The 18,692-nt window shown below is 72.6% G+C and carries 18 protein-coding genes and 2 pseudogenes; 9 read left to right on the forward strand and 11 right to left on the reverse strand.

Going from position 1 to position 18,692, the window contains the following annotated elements:
* Positions 1 to 3: 3 nt before the first annotated feature.
* From ACLQ2N_RS22610 to ACLQ2N_RS22620, 3 genes are read right to left on the reverse strand one after another with little or no spacing between them, the layout of a single operon-like run.
* Positions 4 to 501: a hypothetical protein gene (locus ACLQ2N_RS22610; RefSeq protein WP_425815819.1), complete on the reverse strand. Its 498-nt coding sequence runs from the start codon at positions 499 to 501 to the stop codon at positions 4 to 6.
* Positions 502 to 534: 33 nt separating this feature from the next.
* Positions 535 to 1,176, reverse strand: a complete 642-nt coding sequence (locus ACLQ2N_RS22615) for a response regulator (RefSeq protein ID WP_425815821.1) — start codon at positions 1,174 to 1,176, stop codon at positions 535 to 537.
* Complete coding sequence (locus ACLQ2N_RS22620; protein ID WP_425816268.1) at positions 1,173 to 2,423, reverse strand: sensor histidine kinase; 1,251 nt, start codon at positions 2,421 to 2,423, stop codon at positions 1,173 to 1,175. Before ACLQ2N_RS22620 ends, ACLQ2N_RS22615 begins: the two co-directional genes overlap by 4 nt.
* Before the next feature lie 228 nt (positions 2,424 to 2,651).
* Here ACLQ2N_RS22620 and ACLQ2N_RS22625 point away from each other — a divergent pair, with 228 nt between their 5' ends.
* From ACLQ2N_RS22625 to ACLQ2N_RS22640, 4 genes and pseudogenes are all read left to right on the forward strand, one after another.
* Complete coding sequence (locus tag ACLQ2N_RS22625; RefSeq protein ID WP_425815823.1) at positions 2,652 to 3,206, forward strand: GlcG/HbpS family heme-binding protein; 555 nt, start codon at positions 2,652 to 2,654, stop codon at positions 3,204 to 3,206.
* A 30-nt stretch (positions 3,207 to 3,236) separates the two neighbouring features.
* Positions 3,237 to 3,866 carry an ankyrin repeat domain-containing protein gene (locus tag ACLQ2N_RS22630; protein WP_425815825.1) on the forward strand — a complete coding sequence of 210 codons (630 nt, stop codon included), beginning with the start codon at positions 3,237 to 3,239 and terminating at the stop codon, positions 3,864 to 3,866.
* 151 nt (positions 3,867 to 4,017) lie between these two features.
* Positions 4,018 to 4,467, forward strand: a pseudogene (locus ACLQ2N_RS22635) (YncE family protein); the annotation flags it as partial.
* 51 nt (positions 4,468 to 4,518) lie between these two features.
* Positions 4,519 to 5,934, forward strand: a complete 1,416-nt coding sequence (locus tag ACLQ2N_RS22640; RefSeq protein WP_425815827.1) for a M1 family metallopeptidase — start codon at positions 4,519 to 4,521, stop codon at positions 5,932 to 5,934.
* A 30-nt stretch (positions 5,935 to 5,964) separates the two neighbouring features.
* On the opposite strand, the pseudogene ACLQ2N_RS22645 reads toward ACLQ2N_RS22640, so the two are convergent.
* Together ACLQ2N_RS22645 and ACLQ2N_RS22650 are read right to left on the reverse strand one after the other, a co-directional pair.
* Positions 5,965 to 6,089, reverse strand: a pseudogene (locus ACLQ2N_RS22645) (M4 family metallopeptidase); the annotation flags it as partial.
* Positions 6,090 to 6,564: 475 nt separating this feature from the next.
* Entirely contained in the window at positions 6,565 to 7,140 is a 576-nt protein-coding gene (locus tag ACLQ2N_RS22650) for a TerD family protein (RefSeq protein ID WP_425815829.1), read from the reverse strand.
* Positions 7,141 to 7,307: 167 nt separating this feature from the next.
* Here ACLQ2N_RS22650 and arfB point away from each other — a divergent pair, with 167 nt between their 5' ends.
* Complete coding sequence (gene arfB / locus ACLQ2N_RS22655) at positions 7,308 to 7,742, forward strand: alternative ribosome rescue aminoacyl-tRNA hydrolase ArfB (protein ID WP_425815831.1); 435 nt, start codon at positions 7,308 to 7,310, stop codon at positions 7,740 to 7,742.
* 85 nt (positions 7,743 to 7,827) lie between these two features.
* Here arfB and ACLQ2N_RS22660 read toward each other — a convergent pair whose 3' ends face one another.
* Complete coding sequence (locus tag ACLQ2N_RS22660; protein ID WP_425815833.1) at positions 7,828 to 8,334, reverse strand: flavin reductase family protein; 507 nt, start codon at positions 8,332 to 8,334, stop codon at positions 7,828 to 7,830.
* A 385-nt stretch (positions 8,335 to 8,719) separates the two neighbouring features.
* On the opposite strand from ACLQ2N_RS22660, the gene cdgB reads away from it, so the two are divergent.
* Both cdgB and ACLQ2N_RS22670 read left to right on the forward strand, forming a co-directional pair.
* Positions 8,720 to 10,354: a diguanylate cyclase CdgB gene (gene cdgB, locus ACLQ2N_RS22665; RefSeq protein ID WP_425815835.1), complete on the forward strand. Its 1,635-nt coding sequence runs from the start codon at positions 8,720 to 8,722 to the stop codon at positions 10,352 to 10,354.
* 143 nt (positions 10,355 to 10,497) lie between these two features.
* Positions 10,498 to 11,490 carry a carbohydrate-binding protein gene (locus ACLQ2N_RS22670; protein ID WP_425815837.1) on the forward strand — a complete coding sequence of 331 codons (993 nt, stop codon included), beginning with the start codon at positions 10,498 to 10,500 and terminating at the stop codon, positions 11,488 to 11,490.
* 69 nt (positions 11,491 to 11,559) lie between these two features.
* Here the strand turns inward: ACLQ2N_RS22670 and ACLQ2N_RS22675 are convergent, their stop codons facing one another.
* The 5 genes from ACLQ2N_RS22675 to ACLQ2N_RS22695 form a co-directional block, all read right to left on the reverse strand.
* Entirely contained in the window at positions 11,560 to 12,411 is an 852-nt protein-coding gene (locus ACLQ2N_RS22675; RefSeq protein WP_425815839.1) for a class II fructose-bisphosphate aldolase, read from the reverse strand.
* Positions 12,412 to 12,475: 64 nt separating this feature from the next.
* Complete coding sequence (locus ACLQ2N_RS22680; protein WP_425815840.1) at positions 12,476 to 13,420, reverse strand: 1-phosphofructokinase family hexose kinase; 945 nt, start codon at positions 13,418 to 13,420, stop codon at positions 12,476 to 12,478.
* A 149-nt stretch (positions 13,421 to 13,569) separates the two neighbouring features.
* Positions 13,570 to 14,730, reverse strand: coding sequence for an N-acetylglucosamine-6-phosphate deacetylase (nagA, locus tag ACLQ2N_RS22685; RefSeq protein WP_425815842.1), 1,161 nt, complete (start codon positions 14,728 to 14,730; stop codon positions 13,570 to 13,572).
* A complete protein-coding gene (locus tag ACLQ2N_RS22690) occupies positions 14,730 to 15,623 on the reverse strand; it encodes an ROK family protein (protein WP_425816269.1) in 894 nt (297 codons plus the stop codon). The genes nagA and ACLQ2N_RS22690 overlap by 1 nt, the downstream gene beginning before the upstream one ends.
* Positions 15,624 to 15,844: 221 nt before the next feature.
* On the reverse strand, positions 15,845 to 16,753 hold the full coding sequence (locus ACLQ2N_RS22695) for an SIS domain-containing protein (protein ID WP_425815844.1): 909 nt from the start codon (positions 16,751 to 16,753) through the stop codon (positions 15,845 to 15,847).
* A 266-nt stretch (positions 16,754 to 17,019) separates the two neighbouring features.
* Between ACLQ2N_RS22695 and ACLQ2N_RS22700 the strand changes: the two genes are divergently transcribed.
* Both ACLQ2N_RS22700 and ACLQ2N_RS22705 read left to right on the forward strand, forming a co-directional pair.
* Positions 17,020 to 18,297 (forward strand): ABC transporter substrate-binding protein, encoded by a 1,278-nt coding sequence (locus ACLQ2N_RS22700; protein ID WP_425815846.1) that lies wholly within the window; start codon positions 17,020 to 17,022, stop codon positions 18,295 to 18,297.
* A 44-nt stretch (positions 18,298 to 18,341) separates the two neighbouring features.
* Positions 18,342 to 18,602 (forward strand): DUF3263 domain-containing protein, encoded by a 261-nt coding sequence (locus ACLQ2N_RS22705; RefSeq protein ID WP_164401777.1) that lies wholly within the window; start codon positions 18,342 to 18,344, stop codon positions 18,600 to 18,602.
* Positions 18,603 to 18,692 lie beyond the last annotated feature (90 nt).

Below are 18,692 nucleotides of genomic sequence, written 5' to 3' on the forward strand. Positions count from 1 at the left end.
GGGTCAGAGGCGGGGGAAGCGGGCCTGGAGGTCCCAGACGGCCGGGTTGTCGGCCAGGCCCTCGTGCATGTCGGCCAGGTCGGCGATCAGGTCGTGCAGGAAGTCGCGGGCTTCGCGGCGCAGGAGGGAGTGGCTGAAGGTGAGCGGCGGTTCCTCGGGGTCCATCCAGTCTGCCTCGATGTCGACCCAGCCGAAGCGGCGCTCGAAGAGCATGCGGTCGGTGGACTCGGTGAAGTCGAGTTCGGCCTGCTGGCGGCGGTGCGAGCGGCTGCCGCGCGGGTCCTGGTCGATCCGTTCCACGATGTCGCACAGCGCCCAGGCGAAGTCGAGCACCGGCACCCATCCCCAGGCTGTGGATACTTCGCGGTCCTCCTTGGTGTCCGCGAGGTAGACGTCTCCGGAGAACAGGTCGTGCCGCAGCGCGTGGACGTCCGCGCGGCGGTAGTCGGTCTGCGGGGGGTCGGGGAAGCGGCGGGAGAGGGAGTAGCCGATGTCGAGCACGGTTCGATGGTGTCATGCCCGGCGTGTCGTCCGTTACGGCAGCAGGCGCTGCTCCTTGGCGACGGCGACGGCGCCCGCGCGGGTGTCCACGCCGAGCTTGTCGTAGATGCGGCCGAGGTGCGTCTTGACCGTGGCCTCGCTGATGAACAGGGCGCGGGCGATCTCCCGGTTGCCGAGACCCCGGGAGAGCTGACCGAGGATGTCGCGTTCGCGGTCGGTGAGGGTGGGGCGGGGCGCGCGCATGCGGGCCATCACGCGGCTGGCGACGGGCGGCGAGAGTGTGGTGCGGCCCTGGGCGGCGGAGCGGATGGCGGCGAACAGCTCCTCGGGGCGTTCGGCCTTGAGCAGGTAGCCGGTGGCGCCGGCCTCGATGGCGCGCGTGATGTCGGCGTCGGTGTCGTACGTGGTGAGGACGAGGACGTGGGTGCCGGGGCCGGCCGCGATGCGGCGGGTCGCCTCGGCGCCGTCGATGCCGGTGCCGAGCTGGAGGTCCATCAGGACGACGTCGGGGGTGAGCCGGGCGGCGAGCGCGACGGCTTCCTCGCCGCTGCCCGCCTCGCCGATGACCTCGATGTCGGGTTCGCTGCCGAGGAGGGCGAGGAGCCCGGCGCGTACGACGGCGTGGTCGTCGCAGAGCAGGATGCGGATGCGGTCGGCGGCGCGGTCGGCGCTCATGCGGGGTCCTGGTGTGTGGGGTGCCGGGGTGTGGGGGCGACCGGCACGGTGGCGGTGACGACGGTGCCTTCGCCGGGGGCCGATTCGATGGTGAGGGTGCCGCCGAGCTGGTGGAGCCGGGCGCGCATGGCGGGGAGTCCGTGGCCGCGCACCCCGCCGGGGGCCGTGGCGGTGGGTGTGAAGCCGCGGCCGTTGTCGGCGATGTCGAGGACGGTGCGGTCGTCCAGGTGCGTGAGCGTGAGGGCGGCCTCGGTGGCGCCCGCGTGTTCGGTGACGTTGGCCAGGGCGCCCTGGGCGATCCGCAGCAGGGCGGACCGGGTGCGGTCGGGCAGGATGGTGGGCGGGGCGCCCTCGATGTGGCAGCGGACGGTGAGCCCGCCTTGCGCCTGGGCGGTTTCGCGGGCGGCGAGGGCGTGCAGGGCCGCGTCGAGGCCGCCGCCCTCGGCCAGGTCGGCGGGGGCCAGGTCGTGGACGAAGCGGCGGGCCTCGGCGAGGTTGCGTTCGGCGATGCCTTCGGCGGTACGGACGTGGCGTCGGGCGGCGGCCGGGTCGGTGTCCCAGGTGCGGTCGGCGGCCTGGAGGAGCATCTGCTGGCTGGACAGGCCCTGGGCGAGGGTGTCGTGGATCTCCGCGGACAGCCGCTGGCGTTCGGCGAGGGTGCCTTCGCGGCGTTCGGTGGCGGCGAGTTCGCGGCGGGTGCGGAGCAGGTCGTCGATGAGCCGGCTCTGGCGTGCGGCCTGGCGCCGCATGTGGACGAACACCGCGGTGGCGACGGCGGCGACGGCGGGCGGGGCGAGGACGAGGTTGGGGTCGAAGCCGTGGGCGAGGCGGAGCTGCGCGGCGACGACGAAGAGGGTGAGCAGGGCGACGAGGGCGTACGCGGCGCGGGGCGGCAGGATGCGCAGCCCGGTGTAGAAGAGCGGCACCGCGCACCACGCGAAGCTGGGCGCGAGGACGACCACGACCATCCACACGGCGACCAGCGCGCCGAGCCAGACGAGGCTGCGAGGGGTCGGCCGTGAGCCGAGCACGGGCCCGAGGACGTAGAGGGCGGCCAGGGCGATGGACAGCCCGATGATCCACGGGGTGCGGGCCTCCCCGGGGTGCCGCAGCAGGAACCGGGCGAGCGAGGCGCCGAGCAGCAGGAAGAACGCGGCGTGCATGAGCAGGGCGAGCGGGCGGGTGTCCCCGTCGTCGGCGTCCCGCTCCGGCACGGGCCGGGGCCCGTCCTCGTACGCCTGCTCCACCTCGTACTCCTGTTCTCCGGTCCCGGACCGGACCCCGCTGACCTGCGTGGACATTCCATCGTCACCTCGTACGGACGCGGGCGCATCAACCGATCGGCCGATGGGGACGTCGGCCGTCCCGGGCGCCGGGTCGAGCCGGTACGACGACCGTCCGGAGGCGGTTGTGGGCCAACGATGGACGACAGGACGCGGGAACCACCCGCTTCCGCCCCCGCTGAGGAGCCCTTGATGAAGAAGATGTCGCTGCGCACCCGTGTCCTGACCGGTGCCGTCGCCGCCGCCCTCGGGGCGGGCACGTTCGGCGCGATGTCCGCGAACGCGTCCACCCCGGCCGCCGCTCCCGCGACCACCGTCACGGCGGACACCGCGCACCGCAACCTCCAGCAGACGACGCACCTGACGCTCGACGCCGCGACGAAGGCCGCGAAGGCCGCCCTGGACGCGGCGAAGAAGGAGAACCAGCGCGTCGCGGTCTCGGTGGTCGACCGCAACGGCAACACGATCCTGACCCTGCGCGGCGACGGCTCGGGCCCGCAGGCGTACGAGTCGGCCGAGAAGAAGGCGTACACCGCCGTGTCGTGGAACGCCCCGACCTCCGAGCTGGCCAAGCGGCTCGCCCAGGCCCCGAACCTGAAGGACATCCCTGGCACGCTGTTCCTCGCGGGCGGCGCCCCCGTGCAGGTCAAGGGCGCCCCGGTGGCGGGCATCGGCGTCGCGGGCGCGCCCAGCGGCGACCTGGACGAGAAGTTCGCGCAGGCCGGCGTCGCCGCCCTCGCCAAGTAGTACGCACGCGCACATCCCCGGGAGACGGACATGAACGCCCTCGATCACCGGCTGCTCGACGCCGCGCGCACCGGCGACACCGACGGAGTGCGGACCGCGATCGAGGGCGGCGCCCGGGTCGACGCACGCGACGCGGAGGCGCGCACCCCGCTGCTCCTGGCCGTCCACGGGGACCACGTCGAGGCCGCCCGGCTGCTCGTCGCGGCGGGCGCCGACCCGGACGCGCGGGACCGGCGCGAGGAGAGCCCGTGGCTGGCCACCGGTGTCACGGGAAGCGTGGAGATGCTGCACGCCCTGCTCCCGGCCGGTCCCGACCTGAAGCTGCGCAACCGGTTCGGCGGGATCGCGCTGATCCCGGCGAGCGAGCGCGGCCATGTCGCGTACGTACGGGAGCTGCTGCGGGTCACCGACATCGACGTGGACCACGTCAACCGGCTGGGCTGGACGGCCCTGCTGGAGGCCGTGATCCTCGGTGACGGCGGCCGGGCGCACCTGGAGATCGTGGAGCTGCTGCTCGCGGCGGGCGCGACGCCGGGGCTGGCGGACGGCGACGGGGTGACGGCGCTGGAGCACGCGGAGCGGCGCGGGTTCGCGGGAATCGCGGCGCTGCTGCGGGGCGCGGGGAGCGCGGAGGCGCCGGACAGCGGGGGCACGCGGTGAGCGCCCGCGGGCCGGGGCCGCGCCCGCCGCCCCCTCCCCGTCCTCCTGGCCGCCGTCGCGGCGGCGGCCGTGCTCGCCGGCTGTGGGGCCACGGACGCGCCCGCGTCCCCCGGCACCTCGCCCGCCGCGCAGGCCCCCGCGCCCACCGCCAGGGCTCGGGTCCTGGCTGAAGCCGCACCACGCGGTGGTCCGGCCGTCCGACGGGAAGCTGCTGCTGCCGTTCGAGGGCGAGCGGCTCGCGGTCCTCGACCCGCGCACCGGGAAGGCGGCCGTCGAGCGGATGACGGCCGACACCCACCAGCACGGCGCGGCGCTCACCCCCGGCGGCACCCTGCTCGTCGTCGGCACCGGCCCGATCACCTCCGACGACGAGGAGGCGTCGTTGACGATCCGTAAGCCGGACGGCTCCGAGCGCGTCGTGAAGCTGGACGGTCCGCACGAGGACGTCGCCGTGTCGCGGGACGGCCGTACGGCGTACGTCACGGCAGGCTTCACCCGGGGCGGCTACGGGAACGGCATCACGGTCGTCGCCCTCGACGGGAAGACCCCTCCCGTCCGGCTGGCGGCGGGCGAACGGCCGCTGGGGATCGCGGTGCTGTGAGCCCGCCGCACCACCTCCGGATTACGACATTCCGCACATAGGATCATCCGTGTGGATCATCGAACTCCGGTACGCCGCAGGGCGGCCCGCGCCGCCCTCCCCCTGCTCGCCCTCGCCCTCCTGGCGCCCGCCTGCTCCGGCGGGGTCGAGGGGAAGCCGGGCGCGTCCGGTGTGCGCGATCCGTACTTTCCGAAGCTGGGCAACGGGGGCTACGACGTCACGCACTACGCCCTCACGCTCGACGTGGACCCGGACGAGCAGACCGTGCGCGGGACGGCCGAGATCACCGCGCGGGCCACGCAGGACCTCAGCTCGTTCAATCTGGACCTGGCCGGGCTGACCGTGGAGTCGGCGACCGTGGAGGGGCGTCCGGCCGCCGTGAACCGCGCGGGCAACGAGCTGACGCTCCGTACGGACGCGAAGGTCGAGGACCGGCTGCGGAAGGGCGAGACGTTCCGGGCCGTCGTGCGCTACTCCGGATCGCCGAAGACGATCACCGACCCGGACGAGTCCGAGGAGGGCTGGCTGCCGACCGACGACGGGGCGCTGGCCCTCGGTGAGCCGACCGGTTCGGCGGCCTGGTTCCCGGGGAACCACCACCCGAGCGACAAAGCCGCGTACGACCTGACGGTCACCGTGCCGAAAGGGCTCACGGCGGTCTCCAACGGGGTGATGGCGGGTTCGCCGGTCACGGAGAAGGGCCGCACCACCTTCCGCTGGCACACCGCCGAGCCGATGGCGAGCTATCTCGCGACGCTGGCCGTCGGGCGGTTCGAGACGAAGACGTCCACGATGGCCGGGGGCGTCACGGTGTTCACGGCCGTGGACCCGGAGGTGGCGAAGGCGAGCGCGCGGACGGTCGCCCGGGTCCCGGAGGTCGTGGCGTGGGAGGCGGAGCACTTCGGTCCGTATCCGTTCTCCGCGACGGGCGCGATCGTGGACCGAGAGGACGACGCGGGGTACGCGCTGGAGACGCAGACCCGGCCGTTCTTCCCCGGACCGCCGAGCGTCGGGCTGCTCGTCCACGAGATGGCGCACCAGTGGTTCGGCGACTCGGTCACGCCGGAGAGCTGGCGCGACATGTGGCTGAACGAGGGCCTGGCGACGTACGCGGAGTGGCTGTGGGAGGAGGAGAAGGAGGACACCCCGGCCGAGGAGTCGTTCGACGACGCCTACGAGGACGAGGACAACTGGGCCTTCCCGCCCGCCGATCCGCCGTCCGCCGCGTCCGTCTCGGACGATCCGGTGTACGGCCGCGGGGCGATGGTCATCCACAAGATCCGCGAGGCGGTGGACGACGACGAGGAGTTCTTCGCGCTCTTGCGGGGCTGGACGAAGAAGTACCGGCACCGCAACGCGTCGACGGCGGACTTCACGGCGTACGTGGAGGAGGAGACGGGCCAGGACCTGTCGGACCTGTGGAAGGCGTGGCTGTACGGCGGGAGCCGGCCCGCCGCGGACGGCTGACCGGCTCCCGCTTCCGCTCCCGCGTACGGGCTACTTCACGTTGACGCCGCTCCAGGCCGCGTCGACGGCCTTGAGCTCGGCGCTGTCGCGCCGTAGAGGTCGGTCGCCGCCTTTTCGGTGGCGGTGCGGGCGCCCGCGTAGTCGGTGGTGGAGGACGGCGGCGGTCTGGCGGTCGTTGCCGGTGCCGTCGCCCCAGGTGTCGTCGTCGTCCGCATGGGGGGTCATGCGAACTCCGTTGCTCGTTTTGTGGGGGGTTACGAGCCGGGAGCCTGCCACCGAATCGGCATTATTGACGGTGTACCAACAAATGCCTCGCATTTCCTTGACCAGTTCTTGTCCGGCTGAGGCGCTGTCATGTCTGTTATCCGGCGGCCTTCGTCCGGTCATGACCGGACCTCCGGACATACGGGAGCCCCCGGCCGCAGGACGTTCGGCCGGGGGCTCCTCGTAAGGGTTCGGGCCTGTCTGGCGGATCATGGCCGGGGTCGCGGCGTCTGGCACGGCACCTCGCGGCGTTGCCGAAACGCCCGAATAGCTCCGCTATCAGGACGCTCCGGCGCCTTGCGATGCACCGCGCCAGACGTCGCGCCCTGTCCGACCCTGATCCGCCGGACAGGCCCTAGCTGGGCGTCAGAGGCTGACGCCGAAGTCCTGGGCGATGCCGCGCAGGCCGGAGGCGTAGCCCTGGCCCACGGCGCGGAACTTCCAGTCGGCGCCGTTGCGGTACAGCTCGCCGAAGACCATGGCGGTCTCGGTGGCGGCGTCCTCGCTCAGGTCGTAGCGGGCGATCTCGGCGCCGCCGGCCTGGTTGAGGATGCGGATGTACGCGTTGCGCACCTGGCCGAAGTTCTGGCTGCGGGTCTCGGCGTCGTAGATGGAGACCGGGAAGACGATCTTGTCGATGTCGGCCGGCAGACCCGCCAGGTTGACGTTGATCTGCTCGTCGTCGCCCTCGCCCGCACCCGTGACGTTGTCGCCGGTGTGCACGATGGTCTGGTCCGGGGTCGCCTTGTTGTTGAAGAAGACGAAGTGGGCGTCGGAGTAGACCTTGCCGGCCGTGTTGACCGCGATCGCCGAGGCGTCGAGGTCGAAGTCGGTGCCGGTGGTGGTACGGACGTCCCAGCCGAGGCCGACCGTGACGGCGGTGAGGCCGGGGGCCTCCTTGGTGAGGGAGACGTTGCCGCCCTTGGACAGGCTTACTGCCATGGGAAGTCCCTTTCATCTGTCGGTGCGGGCTTCGCGGTCACGAAGCTACCGTCACAGGTCATAACGCCGACAGGGGACCGCGAGGTTCCGCCCGCCTTTACTTTCTTTGCCGAAGGGGGCCGGGGCGCCGCAAAAAGAGGTGACGAACAGCTGGTGGGGCGGGGAACATGGGTGTCATGTCCGGGCCCTATGTCATCCGCGGTTCGGTCTCCCTGCCGGAGGCCGAGCTGATGTGGCGTTTCTCGCGGTCCTCCGGGCCGGGCGGCCAGCACGTCAACACCAGCGACTCGCAGGTCGAACTGCGCTTCGACCTCGCGGCCACCGAGGCGCTGCCCGAGGTGTGGAAGGAACGCGCGCTGGAAAGGCTGGCGGGCCGGCTGACCGGCGGGGTGATCGCGGTACGCGCCTCCGAGCACCGCTCGCAGTGGCGCAACCGCGAGACGGCCGCCGTACGCCTCGCGGCGCTCCTGGCGGAGGCGTCCGCCCCGCCGCCCAGGCCGCGCGTGAAGAAGAAGGTCCCCCGCGGGATCAACGAACGCCGGCTGCGCGAGAAGAAACAGCGCAGCGATACGAAGAAGGGCCGCTCGGGGCGGGACTGGTAGCGCGCTCCGGGGTCCGGCTCCGTGGGCTGTCCGGCGCGCTCGCCCCGGCCCCGGCCCGGCCCCGCGGGCGTTCCGGCGGCTCGGCTCAGCCCAGCTGCCGGTACGTGCCCCGGAAGTACGTCAGCGGTCCGCCGTCCCCGCTCGGCACCCGCGCCGCCAGTACCCGGCCGATCACCAGGGTGTGGTCGCCCGCGACCACCCGCTGCTCCGTGCGGCACTCCAGCGTCGCGAGCGCGCCGCCCGCCAGCGGCGCACCGGTGACCTCGCCGCGTACGTACGGGATGTCCTCGAAGAGCAGCCGGTCGCTGATCCGGCCCTTCATCGCGAACCGGCCCGCGATGTGCCGCTGGCTCTCCGCCAGCACGGACACCGCCCACAGCGGCTGCTCCGCCAGCAGGTCGTCCATCCGGGAGTCGTTGCGCAGGCTGACCATGACCAGCGGCGGGTCCAGGGACACGGACATGAAGGCGGTCGCGGTCATGCCGACGTCCTCGCCGCGCCCCTCCTCGTCGAGCGGCGGCTCCTGGGCGGTGACCAGCACCACGCCGGCCGCCAGCCGGGACAGGGCGGCACGGAACTCTTCGTTGCTCACCCCCTCAGCATGGGGGACGGGTTCGGTACGCGGGGTGGGGGGCTTCGTCTGCAACACACCGGGAACGCTAGCCGCGCGTCCGGGCCGCCCGCATCGGGCCAGGGGACCAGCCGGGTCCTAGGACCTGACGCCGCCCCGCCCGCCCTCCGGGCGGCCGACGGGAGAGGACGACAGGGCCCGGGGTTGCCTGGTTCCACCACCGCTCTGACCTGCCATGACCTCTTCCCGCTCGTTTGTGACTTGAGTCACAGAGTGCAATATTTGCTGACCCTGTGTACCGGGTGCACAGCTCGCTGTGATTCAGTGGCCGTGACACTGCAGTAAGTACGTCACGTACGTCGATATGAATTCTGGAGTGCTGTCGAGGTCTCGGGGAGTGCGAGCGATGGACGCCGAGTCGGAGCCCTACGTCCGTCTCGCGACGATGCGGCAGCTGCACCAGGCCGTCGCCGATCTCAACACGGCGCGGAGCCTGGCCGACACACTGCAGACCGTGGCCGACGGGATCGTCGCCAATCTCGGCTACGAGCTCGCCTGCGTCAACCTCGTCCGCCCCGACGGCGACCTCGTCGTCGCCGCCCTCGCCGGGAACCACGCCGCCGAGGCCCTGATCACCGGCCGGGTCGGCTCCCGCGCCTCCTGGGAGCGCCGGCTCCTCATGGGAGAGGCGTGGGACGGGCTGCGGTTCATACCGCACACCGAGGGCTGGGTCCTCCTCGACGACGACGTCCCGCAGTGGCACACGGAGGGCCCCGAGCCACGCTTCGAGGACGAGTGGCACCCGCAGGACCGGCTGTACGCGCCGATGTACGCGTCCGGCGGCGGCTCGGACCTCCTGGGGGTCATATCCGTCGACCGGCCGCGCAACGGACGCCGCCCGGGCGCCTGGGGACGGGAGGCGCTCCACATGTACGCCTCCCAGTCCGCCATCGCGATCAGCAACGCCCGGCTCCGGGCCAACATGCAGCGGGCCCTGGTCCGGCTGGAGCGCGAGCAGCAGGCGCTCCGGGCCAGTGAGGAATCCTTCCGCCAGGCATTCGAGTACGCCCCCAGCGGCATGGCGATCGCCGAGCTGGGCGGCGACCAGCAGGGGCGGCTGCTGCGGACGAACGACGCGCTGTGCCGGCTGCTGGGCCGCCCCGCGTCGGTGCTGCGCCGCTACTCCTTCGCCGACCTGGTCCACCCCGAGGACATCGGCACCCTGCTCCGTACCTCCGCCGAGGGCGGCCGGGCCGAGCTGCGCCTGGGGCGGCGGGACGGCTCGTACCTGTGGGTGTCGCTGCGCAACTCCGTCGTCGCGGACACGGCGGACGGGCCGCGCTTCCTGCTGACGCACGTCGAGGACATCGAGGAGCGCAAGCGCCATGAGCTGAACCTCGCCCACCGCGCCTCGCACGACGCGCTCACCGGTCTGCCCAACAGCGCGGAGCTGCGGACCCGGCTCGGCGCCCGGCTGTGCGCCCGCCCGGACGCGGCGGCGACGACCGACGTCGAGGCGCTGGACGCGGCGTACGGGGACGTGGACGAGACGCGGGGGCACTACCCGGTCGCCGGTCAGGGGGCGCACCCGTTCGACCACCATGTGCACGCGGTGGCTCCGGACACGTCGCGGGACGACGGGGCGAAGGGGCTCGCGGTCCTCTTCTGCGACCTGGACGGCTTCAAGTCGATCAACGACCGCTTCGGGCACCACACGGGTGACGCGGTGCTCATCGAGGTGGCCCGGCGGCTGACCACCTGTGTCCGGGACGGGGACACCGTCGCCCGGCTCGGGGGTGACGAATTCGTCGTCCTCGCGGACGGCCTGGGCGCGGCGGACGCCGCTGACCTGGCCGTTCGCCTGCGAAATGCGATCATTCCTCCCATTCGGGTCGACGGGCGCGCGGTGCGTGTGGGGGCGAGTTTCGGCATCGGCTGGGCGGCCTGCGGGATGACCGCGGAAGAGGTCCTGCGCTCCGCCGACCAGCGGATGTACGTGGAGAAGCGGTCGCGGTCGAAGGTTCACCGCAGGGCAGGCTGACGTTCTTCCGCGTGTCCCCGTCCGGGTTCCCGCCGAGGTCCTCGTCCATCCTTGACATCGTCCATTCGAGGTAGGCTCGGCCGGTCGGCGAGGGCCGGCGCTATTCGGCGACGGCTGGCGACATGGTGAGGAGTGACCCAGGGATGGCCGGGAACAACGGCGCGAGCACACCCGAGGACGACGATCCGTTCGGCTACCTCTACGCGGACGGGCAGGCGGCCGGTGCGCAGCCCCCGGGGCAGGGTGGCTACGGCTACCCGGGTCCCGCCGCCCAGCCGGGTGTGCCCAGGACCTCGTACAACCAGGTGCGGACCGTCGGCGAGCGGCAGTACGGGCAGCAGGTGCCGCCGCAGCAGGCGTACGGCTACCCGCCCCAGGCGCCCCAGGGCCGGCCGAACGGGCAGAACGGCGCGTACGGCCGGCCGAACCCGCAGTACGCCGCTCCCGAGACGTATCCCGGCGGCGCGGCCACCACGCAGGTGCCGCAGCAGGGCGGGCGCGGCGGTTCCGGCAAGGGCGGCCCGAACACCAAGGGCCTGCTGATCGCGGCGGTCGCGGTCGTCGCGGTGGTGCTCATCGGCATCGGCGCGGCGCTGATGACGAGCGACGGCGACAAGGACAAGAAGGCCGAGGCGACGGCCTCCGAGGGCCCGGGCAAGCAGGTCGAGCAGTCTCCGACCCCCGAGACCTCCCCGAGCTCGTCGGCCCCGGTGGAGCTCCCGAAGCAGGACGCGGCCTCGCTCCACCTGGGCGGCTCGGCGCAGCTCGACAACTCCGTGAAGGGCGCCAAGAGCGCGAACGGGCAGTACATCAACCTCAACGAGGTGGGCCGGTCGGCGACCTGGACGGTCGAGGTGCCGGAGGCCGGTGAGTACACGCTGTTCGTGACGTACGGCGTGCCGGGCAAGGACGCCAAGACCTCGCTGACGGTCAACTCCGAGGACCCGCGCTCCATCAACATGGAGAACTTCGCGCACGCCCCCGAGGGCGATCTGGAGAAGGGCTGGACGACGACGTACGCCTACGTCAACCTCGTCAAGGGCCAGAACACGCTGATGATCTCGTGCAACGAGGGCGACCAGTGCGACGCCAACCTGGACCAGCTGTCGCTGAAGGCCGGTCACCAGACCCGCTGACCGTACGGCGTACGACTTTCCGGCCCCCTCGCTTCCGGGCGAGGGGGCCGGTGCGTTTCCCGGGTCGGCTCAGCCCATCAGGGCGAGGAAGGCGGCGACCGTCGCGGCCATGGCCTCGCGGCCGGGGGCGATGTACTTGCGGGGGTCGACGCCCGTGGTGTTCTCGGCCAGGTGGGCGCGGACGGCGCCGGTGAACGCGGTGTTCAGGGCGGTGCCGACGTTGATCTTGACCATGCCGGAGGCGGCGACGGCCTGGCGGATCTCGTCGTCCGGGACGCCGCTGGAGCCGTGCAGGACGAGCGGGACGGGGACGGCGGCGCGGAGCCGGCCGATCAGCTCGTGGTCGAGGGCCGCGGTGCGCTCGGTCATGGCGTGCGAAGAGCCGACCGCGACGGCGAGGGCGTCCACGCCGGTCGCGGCGACGTACGCGGCGGCCTCGTCCGGGTCGGTGCGGACGCCGGGGGCGTGGGCGTCGAGCGGGGCCTCGCCCTCCTTGCCGCCGACCTTGCCGAGCTCGGCCTCGATCCAGATGCCGCGCTCGTGGCCCCAGGCGACGGCCTCGGCGGTGGCCCGGACGTTGTCCTCGTAGGAGAGCTTGGACGCGTCGAACATCACGGAGCCGAAGCCCTCGTCGTGGGCCTGGTGGAGCAGGTCCACGGACTCGACGTGGTCGAGGTGCAGGGCGAGCGGCGCGGAGGAGGTCCGGGCGACCGCGGCGGCGGCCGCGGCTATGGCGGTGAGCCGGCCGCCGTGGAACTTCACGGCGTTCTCGGAGACCTGGAGGATGGCGGGCGCGCCGGCCCGTTCGGCGCCGGTGGCGATGGCCTCCGCGTGTTCCAGGGTGATGACGTTGAAGGCGGCGATCCCGCGTCCCCGGGCCTGGGCGGCCGAGACGAGTTCACCGGTGCTGACGAGCGGCATTGCTGACCTCTGTTGTGTTTCTCCGGGCCCGAGGGGCGGGCCCGGTGCGGGGCGGGCACGGCGCTCAGGCCGCCCCCGCTGCGTGTTCCTCGATGGCGACGCGCGGCAGCAGCTCCTCGTACGCCGTGCGGTCGAAGTCGCCCGCGGTGGGGGCCAGCACGGTCGCCGTCGACAGTGCCACCGCCCGGCGCAGCCGGTCCGGCCAGCTCAGGGCCTCCACGAGGCCGGAGAGCAGCCCGGCCACGGCGGAGTCGCCCGCTCCGGTCGGGTTGCCCCTGACGGGCGCGGGCGGCGAGGCCCGCCAGACGCCGTCCGGGGTGACGGCGAGCATGCCGTCCGGGCCGAGCGAGGCGATGACGCCGTGGGCGCCGCGGCGGCGGGCGTCGCGGGTGGCGCGCAGGGGCTCGCGGGAGCCGGTGAGCTGGGCGAGCTCGTCGGCGTTCGGCTTGATCAGGTCGGGGCGGGCGGCGATGCCCCGGCGCAGCGGTTCGCCGCTGGTGTCCAGGAGGACGGGGACGCCGGCGTTACGGGCGAGCCGGACGAGTTCCGCGTACGCGCCGACGTGGATGCCGGGCGGGAGGCTGCCGCACAGGGCGACGGCGTCGGCGGTCTTCAGCAGACCGGCGTACGCGTCGAGGAAGGCGGCCCATTCGCCGGCGGTGACGTGCGGTCCCGCCTCGTTGAACTGGGTGGTGTCGCCGGTGGCCGCGTCGGCCACGGCGAGGGTGCGGCGGGTGTCGCCGGAGACGGGGACGAGCGCGTCGGTGAGGGTGGCGCTCTGCCGGGGGAGCGCGGCGAGCAGGTCGCGCAGGACGGTCCCGGTGGCGCCGCCGGCGAAGCCGGTGACGACGGTGTCGTGGCCGAGGGCGGTGAGGACGCGGGCGACGTTGAGGCCCTTGCCGCCGGGGCGCTCGGAGAGGTCGGTGACCCGGTGGCTGGAGTGCGGTACGAGGGCGGGGACGGAGTAGGTGAGGTCGAGTGCCGTGTTCAGCGTGACCGTGAGGATCACCGCGGCCGCCCTTTCGCGTTCGGTCCGTGCTGCGCGCTGATTCCTTGCCGGAACGCGCTTTCCGTGCTGGTTTCCCAGGCGATCATGCCAAAGAGGGGGCGGTTGGCCCAGACCTCGGGGCCAACCGCCGTCTCTTCGTTACGTGCGGGTCAGCGCGTCGCGGCGTCGGGGCGCACGATCCACTCGCCCTTGCGCATGACGCCCTTGAGCCGGAAGTCCTCGTCCAGAACGACCAGGTCGGCGTCCTTGCCGGGCTCCAGTGAGCCGACCGTGTCGTAGAGGCCGAGGAGCCGTGCCGGGTTGGCGGAGATGGACGTGACGACGTCCTCGACGGGGATGCGGTCGATGGTCACGGCGCGGTGGAAAGCGGTGTCCAGGGTGAGGGTGGAGCCGGCGATGGAGTTGCCCTCGACCAGCCGGGCGACGCCGTCCTCGACGTTCACGGCGAGCGGGCCGAGCTGGTAGCGGCCGTCCCCGAAGCCGGCGGCGTCCATGGCGTCGGTGATGAGGGCGACGCGGCCGGCGCCCGCGTGGTGGTAGGCCAGTCCGAGCGCGGCCGGGTGCAGGTGCGTGCCGTCGTTGATCAGCTCGACGGTGATCCGCTCGTCCTCCAGGAGCGCGGTGATCGGGCCGGGCGCGCGGTGTCCGATGGCGGGCATCGCGTTGTAGAGGTGCGTGGCGACGGTGGCGCCGGCGTCGATCGCCTCGACGGTCTGCTCGTACGTGGCGTCGGTGTGGCCGATGGCCGCGATGACGCCGTGCTCGGCGAGCAGCCGTACGGACTCGATGCCGCCGGGCAGCTCGGTCGCGAGGGTGAACATCTTCGCGGTGCCGCGCGCGGCGTCCATCAGCTTGCGGACCTCGGCCGGGTCCGGGTGGCGCAGCAGGGCCTCGCTGTGGGCGCCCTTGCGGCAGGGGGAGATGAAGGGGCCCTCGAAGTGGATGCCCGCGAGGTCGCCCTGTTCGACGAGTTCCGAGAGGATGCCGGCGCGCTCGGCGAGGAAGTCCATCTCGCCGGTGACCGTGGAGGCCACGAGGGTGGTGGTGCCGTGCTCGCGGTGGGTGCGGACACCGGTCAGGACCTCGTCCACGGTGCCGGAGGTGAAGGAGGCGCCGCCGCCGCCGTGGTTGTGCATGTCCACGAAGCCCGGGACGATCCAGTGGCCGGAAAGGTCCACGACCGGGGCGTTCTCGGCCTGGGTGCCGGAGATACGGGTGCCTTCGACGGTCACCCGGCCGTCCTCCACGGTGCCGGTGGGCATTACCACCCGGGCCCCTGCGAGAACGGTGCTGTCTGCGCGTCCGGCCATCAGGCGGATACCTCCGTGGAGAGTAGATCCCAGGCGAGCAGCCCTGCGCCCAGGCATCCGGCGGTGTCCCCGAGGGCCGCCGGGACGATGTGGGGCAGCTTCTGGAACGTGACGCGTTCCTCGACGGCCGCACGGAGTGGTGTGAACAAGGTTTCCCCGGCCTCGGCGAGCCCGCCACCGATGATGAGCGTGCGCGGGTCCAGCAGGGTGAGCGCGGTGACGAGTCCGGCGGCGAGCGCGTCGACGGCGTTCTGCCAGACCTCGGCGGCCTTCGGGTCGCCGGATTCGACGGCCTTGGCGCAGTCGGCGGCGTCCGCCTCCGGGTCGCCGGACGCGGCCGCCCAGGCGCGGCTGACGGCGGAGGCGGAGGCCAGGGTCTCCAGGCAGCCGCGCTGGCCGCAGCCGCAGTCCGGGCCGTCCGGCCGGATCACGATGTGGCCGATCTCGCCCGCGTAGCCGTGGGCGCCCTCCTCGATCGCGCCGGCGATGCCGATGGCTCCGGCGATCCCGGTGCCGAGCGGGATGAAGAGGAAGCGGTCGGCGCCCCGGCCGGCGCCGATCCGGCCCTCGGCGAGCCCGCCGGTGCGGACGTCGTGGCCGAGCGCCACGGGCACCCCGCCGAGCCGTTCGCCGAGCAGCCGGCGCATGGGTACGTCGCGCCAGCCCAGGTTCGCCGCGTAGACGGCGACCCCCTTCGCCGCGTCCACGATGCCGGGCACGGCGACACCGGCCGCGACGGCGCTCTCGCCGAAGTGCTCCTCGCCGTATGCGCGCAGGTCGCCGGCGAAGGCGAGGATCGACTCCACGACGGCGTCGGGCCCGCGCTCCCTGCCGGTCGCGCGCCGTGCCTCGTGGAGCAGGGCGCCGTCGGCCCCGACCAGTGCGGCCTTCATTCCGGTGCCGCCCACATCGAGGGCGATGACGTGTTTCACGGGAAACAGTTTCGCCCGAGCGACCCCAAAAGGTCTAGTCCACTAGTGCTGTTTGTTGCGCACCCATACAAAATCCCGGGACCGGTTACGGGGAACGGCCCGGTTTGTGGAGAAGGCCGCCCGGGAACGGCTCGGCGCCTGCCCGGTTCCGGTCCGGCCCCCGGTTCCGGCCAGGAAAGGGGCTACTCCGGCAGGATCACGCTGCGTGTCAGGTTCCGGGGGTGGTCGGGGTCGTACCCCTTCGACTCGGCCAGGGCCACCGCGAGCCGCTGCGCGCGGATCAGGTCGGCCATCGGGTCCGCCGTCCCGTTGGCGACGAGCGTCCCGCCGACCGCCGCGACCTCGCCGGCCAGCCCTTCGGGCAGCGCGCCGAAGACCCAGGCCACCCGGTTCGGGCCGGTGATCGCGATCGGGCCGTGGCGGTACTCCATCGCCGGGTACGACTCGGTCCAGGCGCCGGCCGCCTCGCGCATCTTCAGCCCGGCCTCCTGGGCGAGGCCGTAGGTCCAGCCGCGCCCCAGGAACGTCCACTGCTCGGCCGCGACCACCGCCTCGTCCAGCGGCTCGGTCACCGCCAGCTCCGCGTCGACGGCCGCCTCGGCGACCGTCTTCACGCCGGCCGGAAGCGGACCGGCCGCCTCCAGGCCCGCCCGCAGGAAGGCGAGCGCGGTCGTCGCGAAGCGGGTCTGGACCACTGACTCCTCGTCCGCCCAGTCCAGCACCGCGACCGCGTCGGCGGCCTCCATGACGGGCGTCCGCGGGTCGCCGGTCAGCGCGACGGTCGCGGTCCTGCCGCGCAGCTCGCGCAGGAGGGCCAGCACCTCGCTCGTCGTGCCGGAGCGGGTGATCGCGACCACCCGGTCGTACGGCCGGTCCACCGGGAACTCCGAGGAGGCGTACGCGTCGGTCTCGCCCTGCCCCGCGGCCTCCCGCAGGGCCGCGTACGCGATGGCCATGAACCACGAGGTGCCGCAGCCTGTGACGGCGACGCGCTCGCCCGGCTTCGGCAGCCCCTCGAACTCCGCGCCCGCCTGTGCGGCGCGCCGCCAGCAGCTGGGCTGGGTGGCAATCTCGGATGCGGTACGCGACATGCGGAGCGGCTCCTCGGGCTGGGCGGGTCGGACGCGACGGGGTGGACCGGTACGAGAACTGACGCGCCGTCGGCTAAAGGTCTGGACCAATAAGGCCCGTGCGTCGAGACTTACTTAGCAGTCGCCACCGGCCCCGTGCAATGCTGCTGCGTTGTGGAAGCGATACCTCCGTGGTGTAGACCTCTATGCCGGTGGCGGGCAAAATCGCAGCTCACCCGGAGCGCTCCGCACAGAAGCGGGAGCCGCGGGCAGTGCGATCGACGAGGATGGGCAGAGCTGTGCAGCGGCGTTACTTGGGACTGACGGCGGCTGTGGCCGTACTGGGGATGACGGCGACGCTGTCGGGCTGCGGCGCGGACGGAGGCTCCGGCGATGTGACGCTGAAGCTGGTCGCGGCCGACTACGGCACGAGCGCGGCGAACAAGTCCGACAAGTACTGGGACGGCATCGCCCGCAGCTTCGAGGCGTCCCACCCCGGCATCAAGGTCGACGTGACCGTCCTGCCCTGGACCGACGTCGACCGCGAGGTCGCCAAGATGGTCAAGGACGGCAAGGCCCCCGACATCGCGCAGATCGGCGCCTACGCGGACTACGCGAAGGCCGGGAAGCTCTACTCGGCCGACGACATGCTGAGCATCCCGACCCAGGCCAACTTCCTGCCGAAGCTCATCGACGCGGGGCAGGTCAACCGCATCCAGTACGGGCTGCCGTTCGTCGCCTCCACCCGGCTGCTCTTCTACAACAAGAAGCTCTTCTCGCAGGCCGGCCTCGACGCCCCCAGGACCTGGAGCGACATAGCCTCCGACGCCGCCGCGCTCAAGCAGCGCGGGGTGTCCTACCCCTTCGCGCTGCCGCTCGGTCCGGAGGAGTCCCAGGCCGAGACCCTGATGTGGATGCTCAGCGGGGGCGGCGGCTACACCGACGAGGTCGGCTCGTACGACATCGCCTCCGAGGAGAACGCCAAGACGTTCGACTGGCTGAAGTCGAACCTCGTGGACAAGGGCCTCGTCGGCCCGGTCGCCCCCGGCAAGCTGAACCGCGCGAAGGCGTTCGAGGAGTTTTCGAAGGGGAAGGTCGGCATGCTCAACGGCCACCCCACGCTGATGGACGAGGCGCAGAAGCAGGGCGTCGAGGTCGGCATGGTCCCGCTGCCCGGCGAGCACGGCCCCACCGCCGGGTCCATGGGCGTCGCCGACTGGATCATGGGATTCAAGCAGAACGATCACCGGGTCGAGATCGGCAAGTTCTTCGACTTCCTGTTCACCGACAAGAACGTGATCGAGTTCGCCGACATGTACGACATGCTGCCGGTCACGGGCAGTGCGTCCGCCGCGATGGAGGACGACGCCAAGTACAAGCCGCTGCACCAGTTCCTGGCGGCGCTGCCGGAGTCGGAGTTCTACCCGTTCGGCAAGACGTCCTGGGCGGCGGCGAGCGAGTCGATCAAGGCGAACATCGGCAAGGCGGTGCAGCCGGGGGCGAACCCGCAGAGCGTGCTGGAGCGGATATCGCGGGACGCGACGCAGGCGGAGGCGGCGGAGTAGCCTCCGCGTTCCACGGGGGCGGGGCGCGCCATATATTGGCTGATATGACCGCCCACCCCCCGAACGGCCCTGCCGAGTCCGCGCCGCTGTCCGACCGCGATCGCGCGGTGCTGGCGGTGGAGCGGCAGTCGTGGGCGGGGGCGGGGGCGAAGGAGCGGGCGATCCGGGAGCGGCTCGGGCTGTCGCCGACGCGGTACTACCAACTGCTCAACGCGTTGCTGGATGACCGGCGGGCGCTGGAGGAGGACCCGGTGACGGTGAATCGCCTTCGGCGGGTACGGGAGGCCCGGCGGGGGAGGCGGTAGGGGCGCGTGCCCTGCGCCGCGCCTGCGGCGGAGGCGGAAATCAAGCCCCTGCGGCGATTGAGCAGCGGGGGTACGGGGCAGCGCCCCCGC

Origin of the sequence: Streptomyces sp. DT224 (assembly GCF_049844595.1) — a bacterium.
Lineage (GTDB): Bacteria > Actinomycetota > Actinomycetes > Streptomycetales > Streptomycetaceae > Streptomyces.

Excerpts from the sequence above, each read along its gene's own strand:
- ACLQ2N_RS22615 (WP_425815821.1), bottom strand. The coding sequence starts at position 1,176 with ATGAGCGCCGACCGCGCCGCCGACCGCATCCGCATCCTGCTCTGCGAC.
- ACLQ2N_RS22700 (WP_425815846.1), top strand. The coding sequence starts at position 17,020 with ATGGGCAGAGCTGTGCAGCGGCGTTACTTGGGACTGACGGCGGCTGTG.
- ACLQ2N_RS22675 (WP_425815839.1), bottom strand. The coding sequence starts at position 12,411 with ATGCCGCTCGTCAGCACCGGTGAACTCGTCTCGGCCGCCCAGGCCCGG.
- ACLQ2N_RS22625 (WP_425815823.1), top strand. The coding sequence starts at position 2,652 with ATGAAGAAGATGTCGCTGCGCACCCGTGTCCTGACCGGTGCCGTCGCC.
- arfB (WP_425815831.1), top strand. The coding sequence starts at position 7,308 with ATGGGTGTCATGTCCGGGCCCTATGTCATCCGCGGTTCGGTCTCCCTG.
- ACLQ2N_RS22695 (WP_425815844.1), bottom strand. The coding sequence starts at position 16,753 with ATGTCGCGTACCGCATCCGAGATTGCCACCCAGCCCAGCTGCTGGCGG.
- nagA (WP_425815842.1), bottom strand. The coding sequence starts at position 14,730 with ATGGCCGGACGCGCAGACAGCACCGTTCTCGCAGGGGCCCGGGTGGTA.
- ACLQ2N_RS22630 (WP_425815825.1), top strand. The coding sequence starts at position 3,237 with ATGAACGCCCTCGATCACCGGCTGCTCGACGCCGCGCGCACCGGCGAC.
- ACLQ2N_RS22670 (WP_425815837.1), top strand. The coding sequence starts at position 10,498 with ATGGCCGGGAACAACGGCGCGAGCACACCCGAGGACGACGATCCGTTC.
- cdgB (WP_425815835.1), top strand. The coding sequence starts at position 8,720 with ATGGACGCCGAGTCGGAGCCCTACGTCCGTCTCGCGACGATGCGGCAG.
- ACLQ2N_RS22690 (WP_425816269.1), bottom strand. The coding sequence starts at position 15,623 with ATGAAGGCCGCACTGGTCGGGGCCGACGGCGCCCTGCTCCACGAGGCA.
- ACLQ2N_RS22650 (WP_425815829.1), bottom strand. The coding sequence starts at position 7,140 with ATGGCAGTAAGCCTGTCCAAGGGCGGCAACGTCTCCCTCACCAAGGAG.
- ACLQ2N_RS22705 (WP_164401777.1), top strand. The coding sequence starts at position 18,342 with ATGACCGCCCACCCCCCGAACGGCCCTGCCGAGTCCGCGCCGCTGTCC.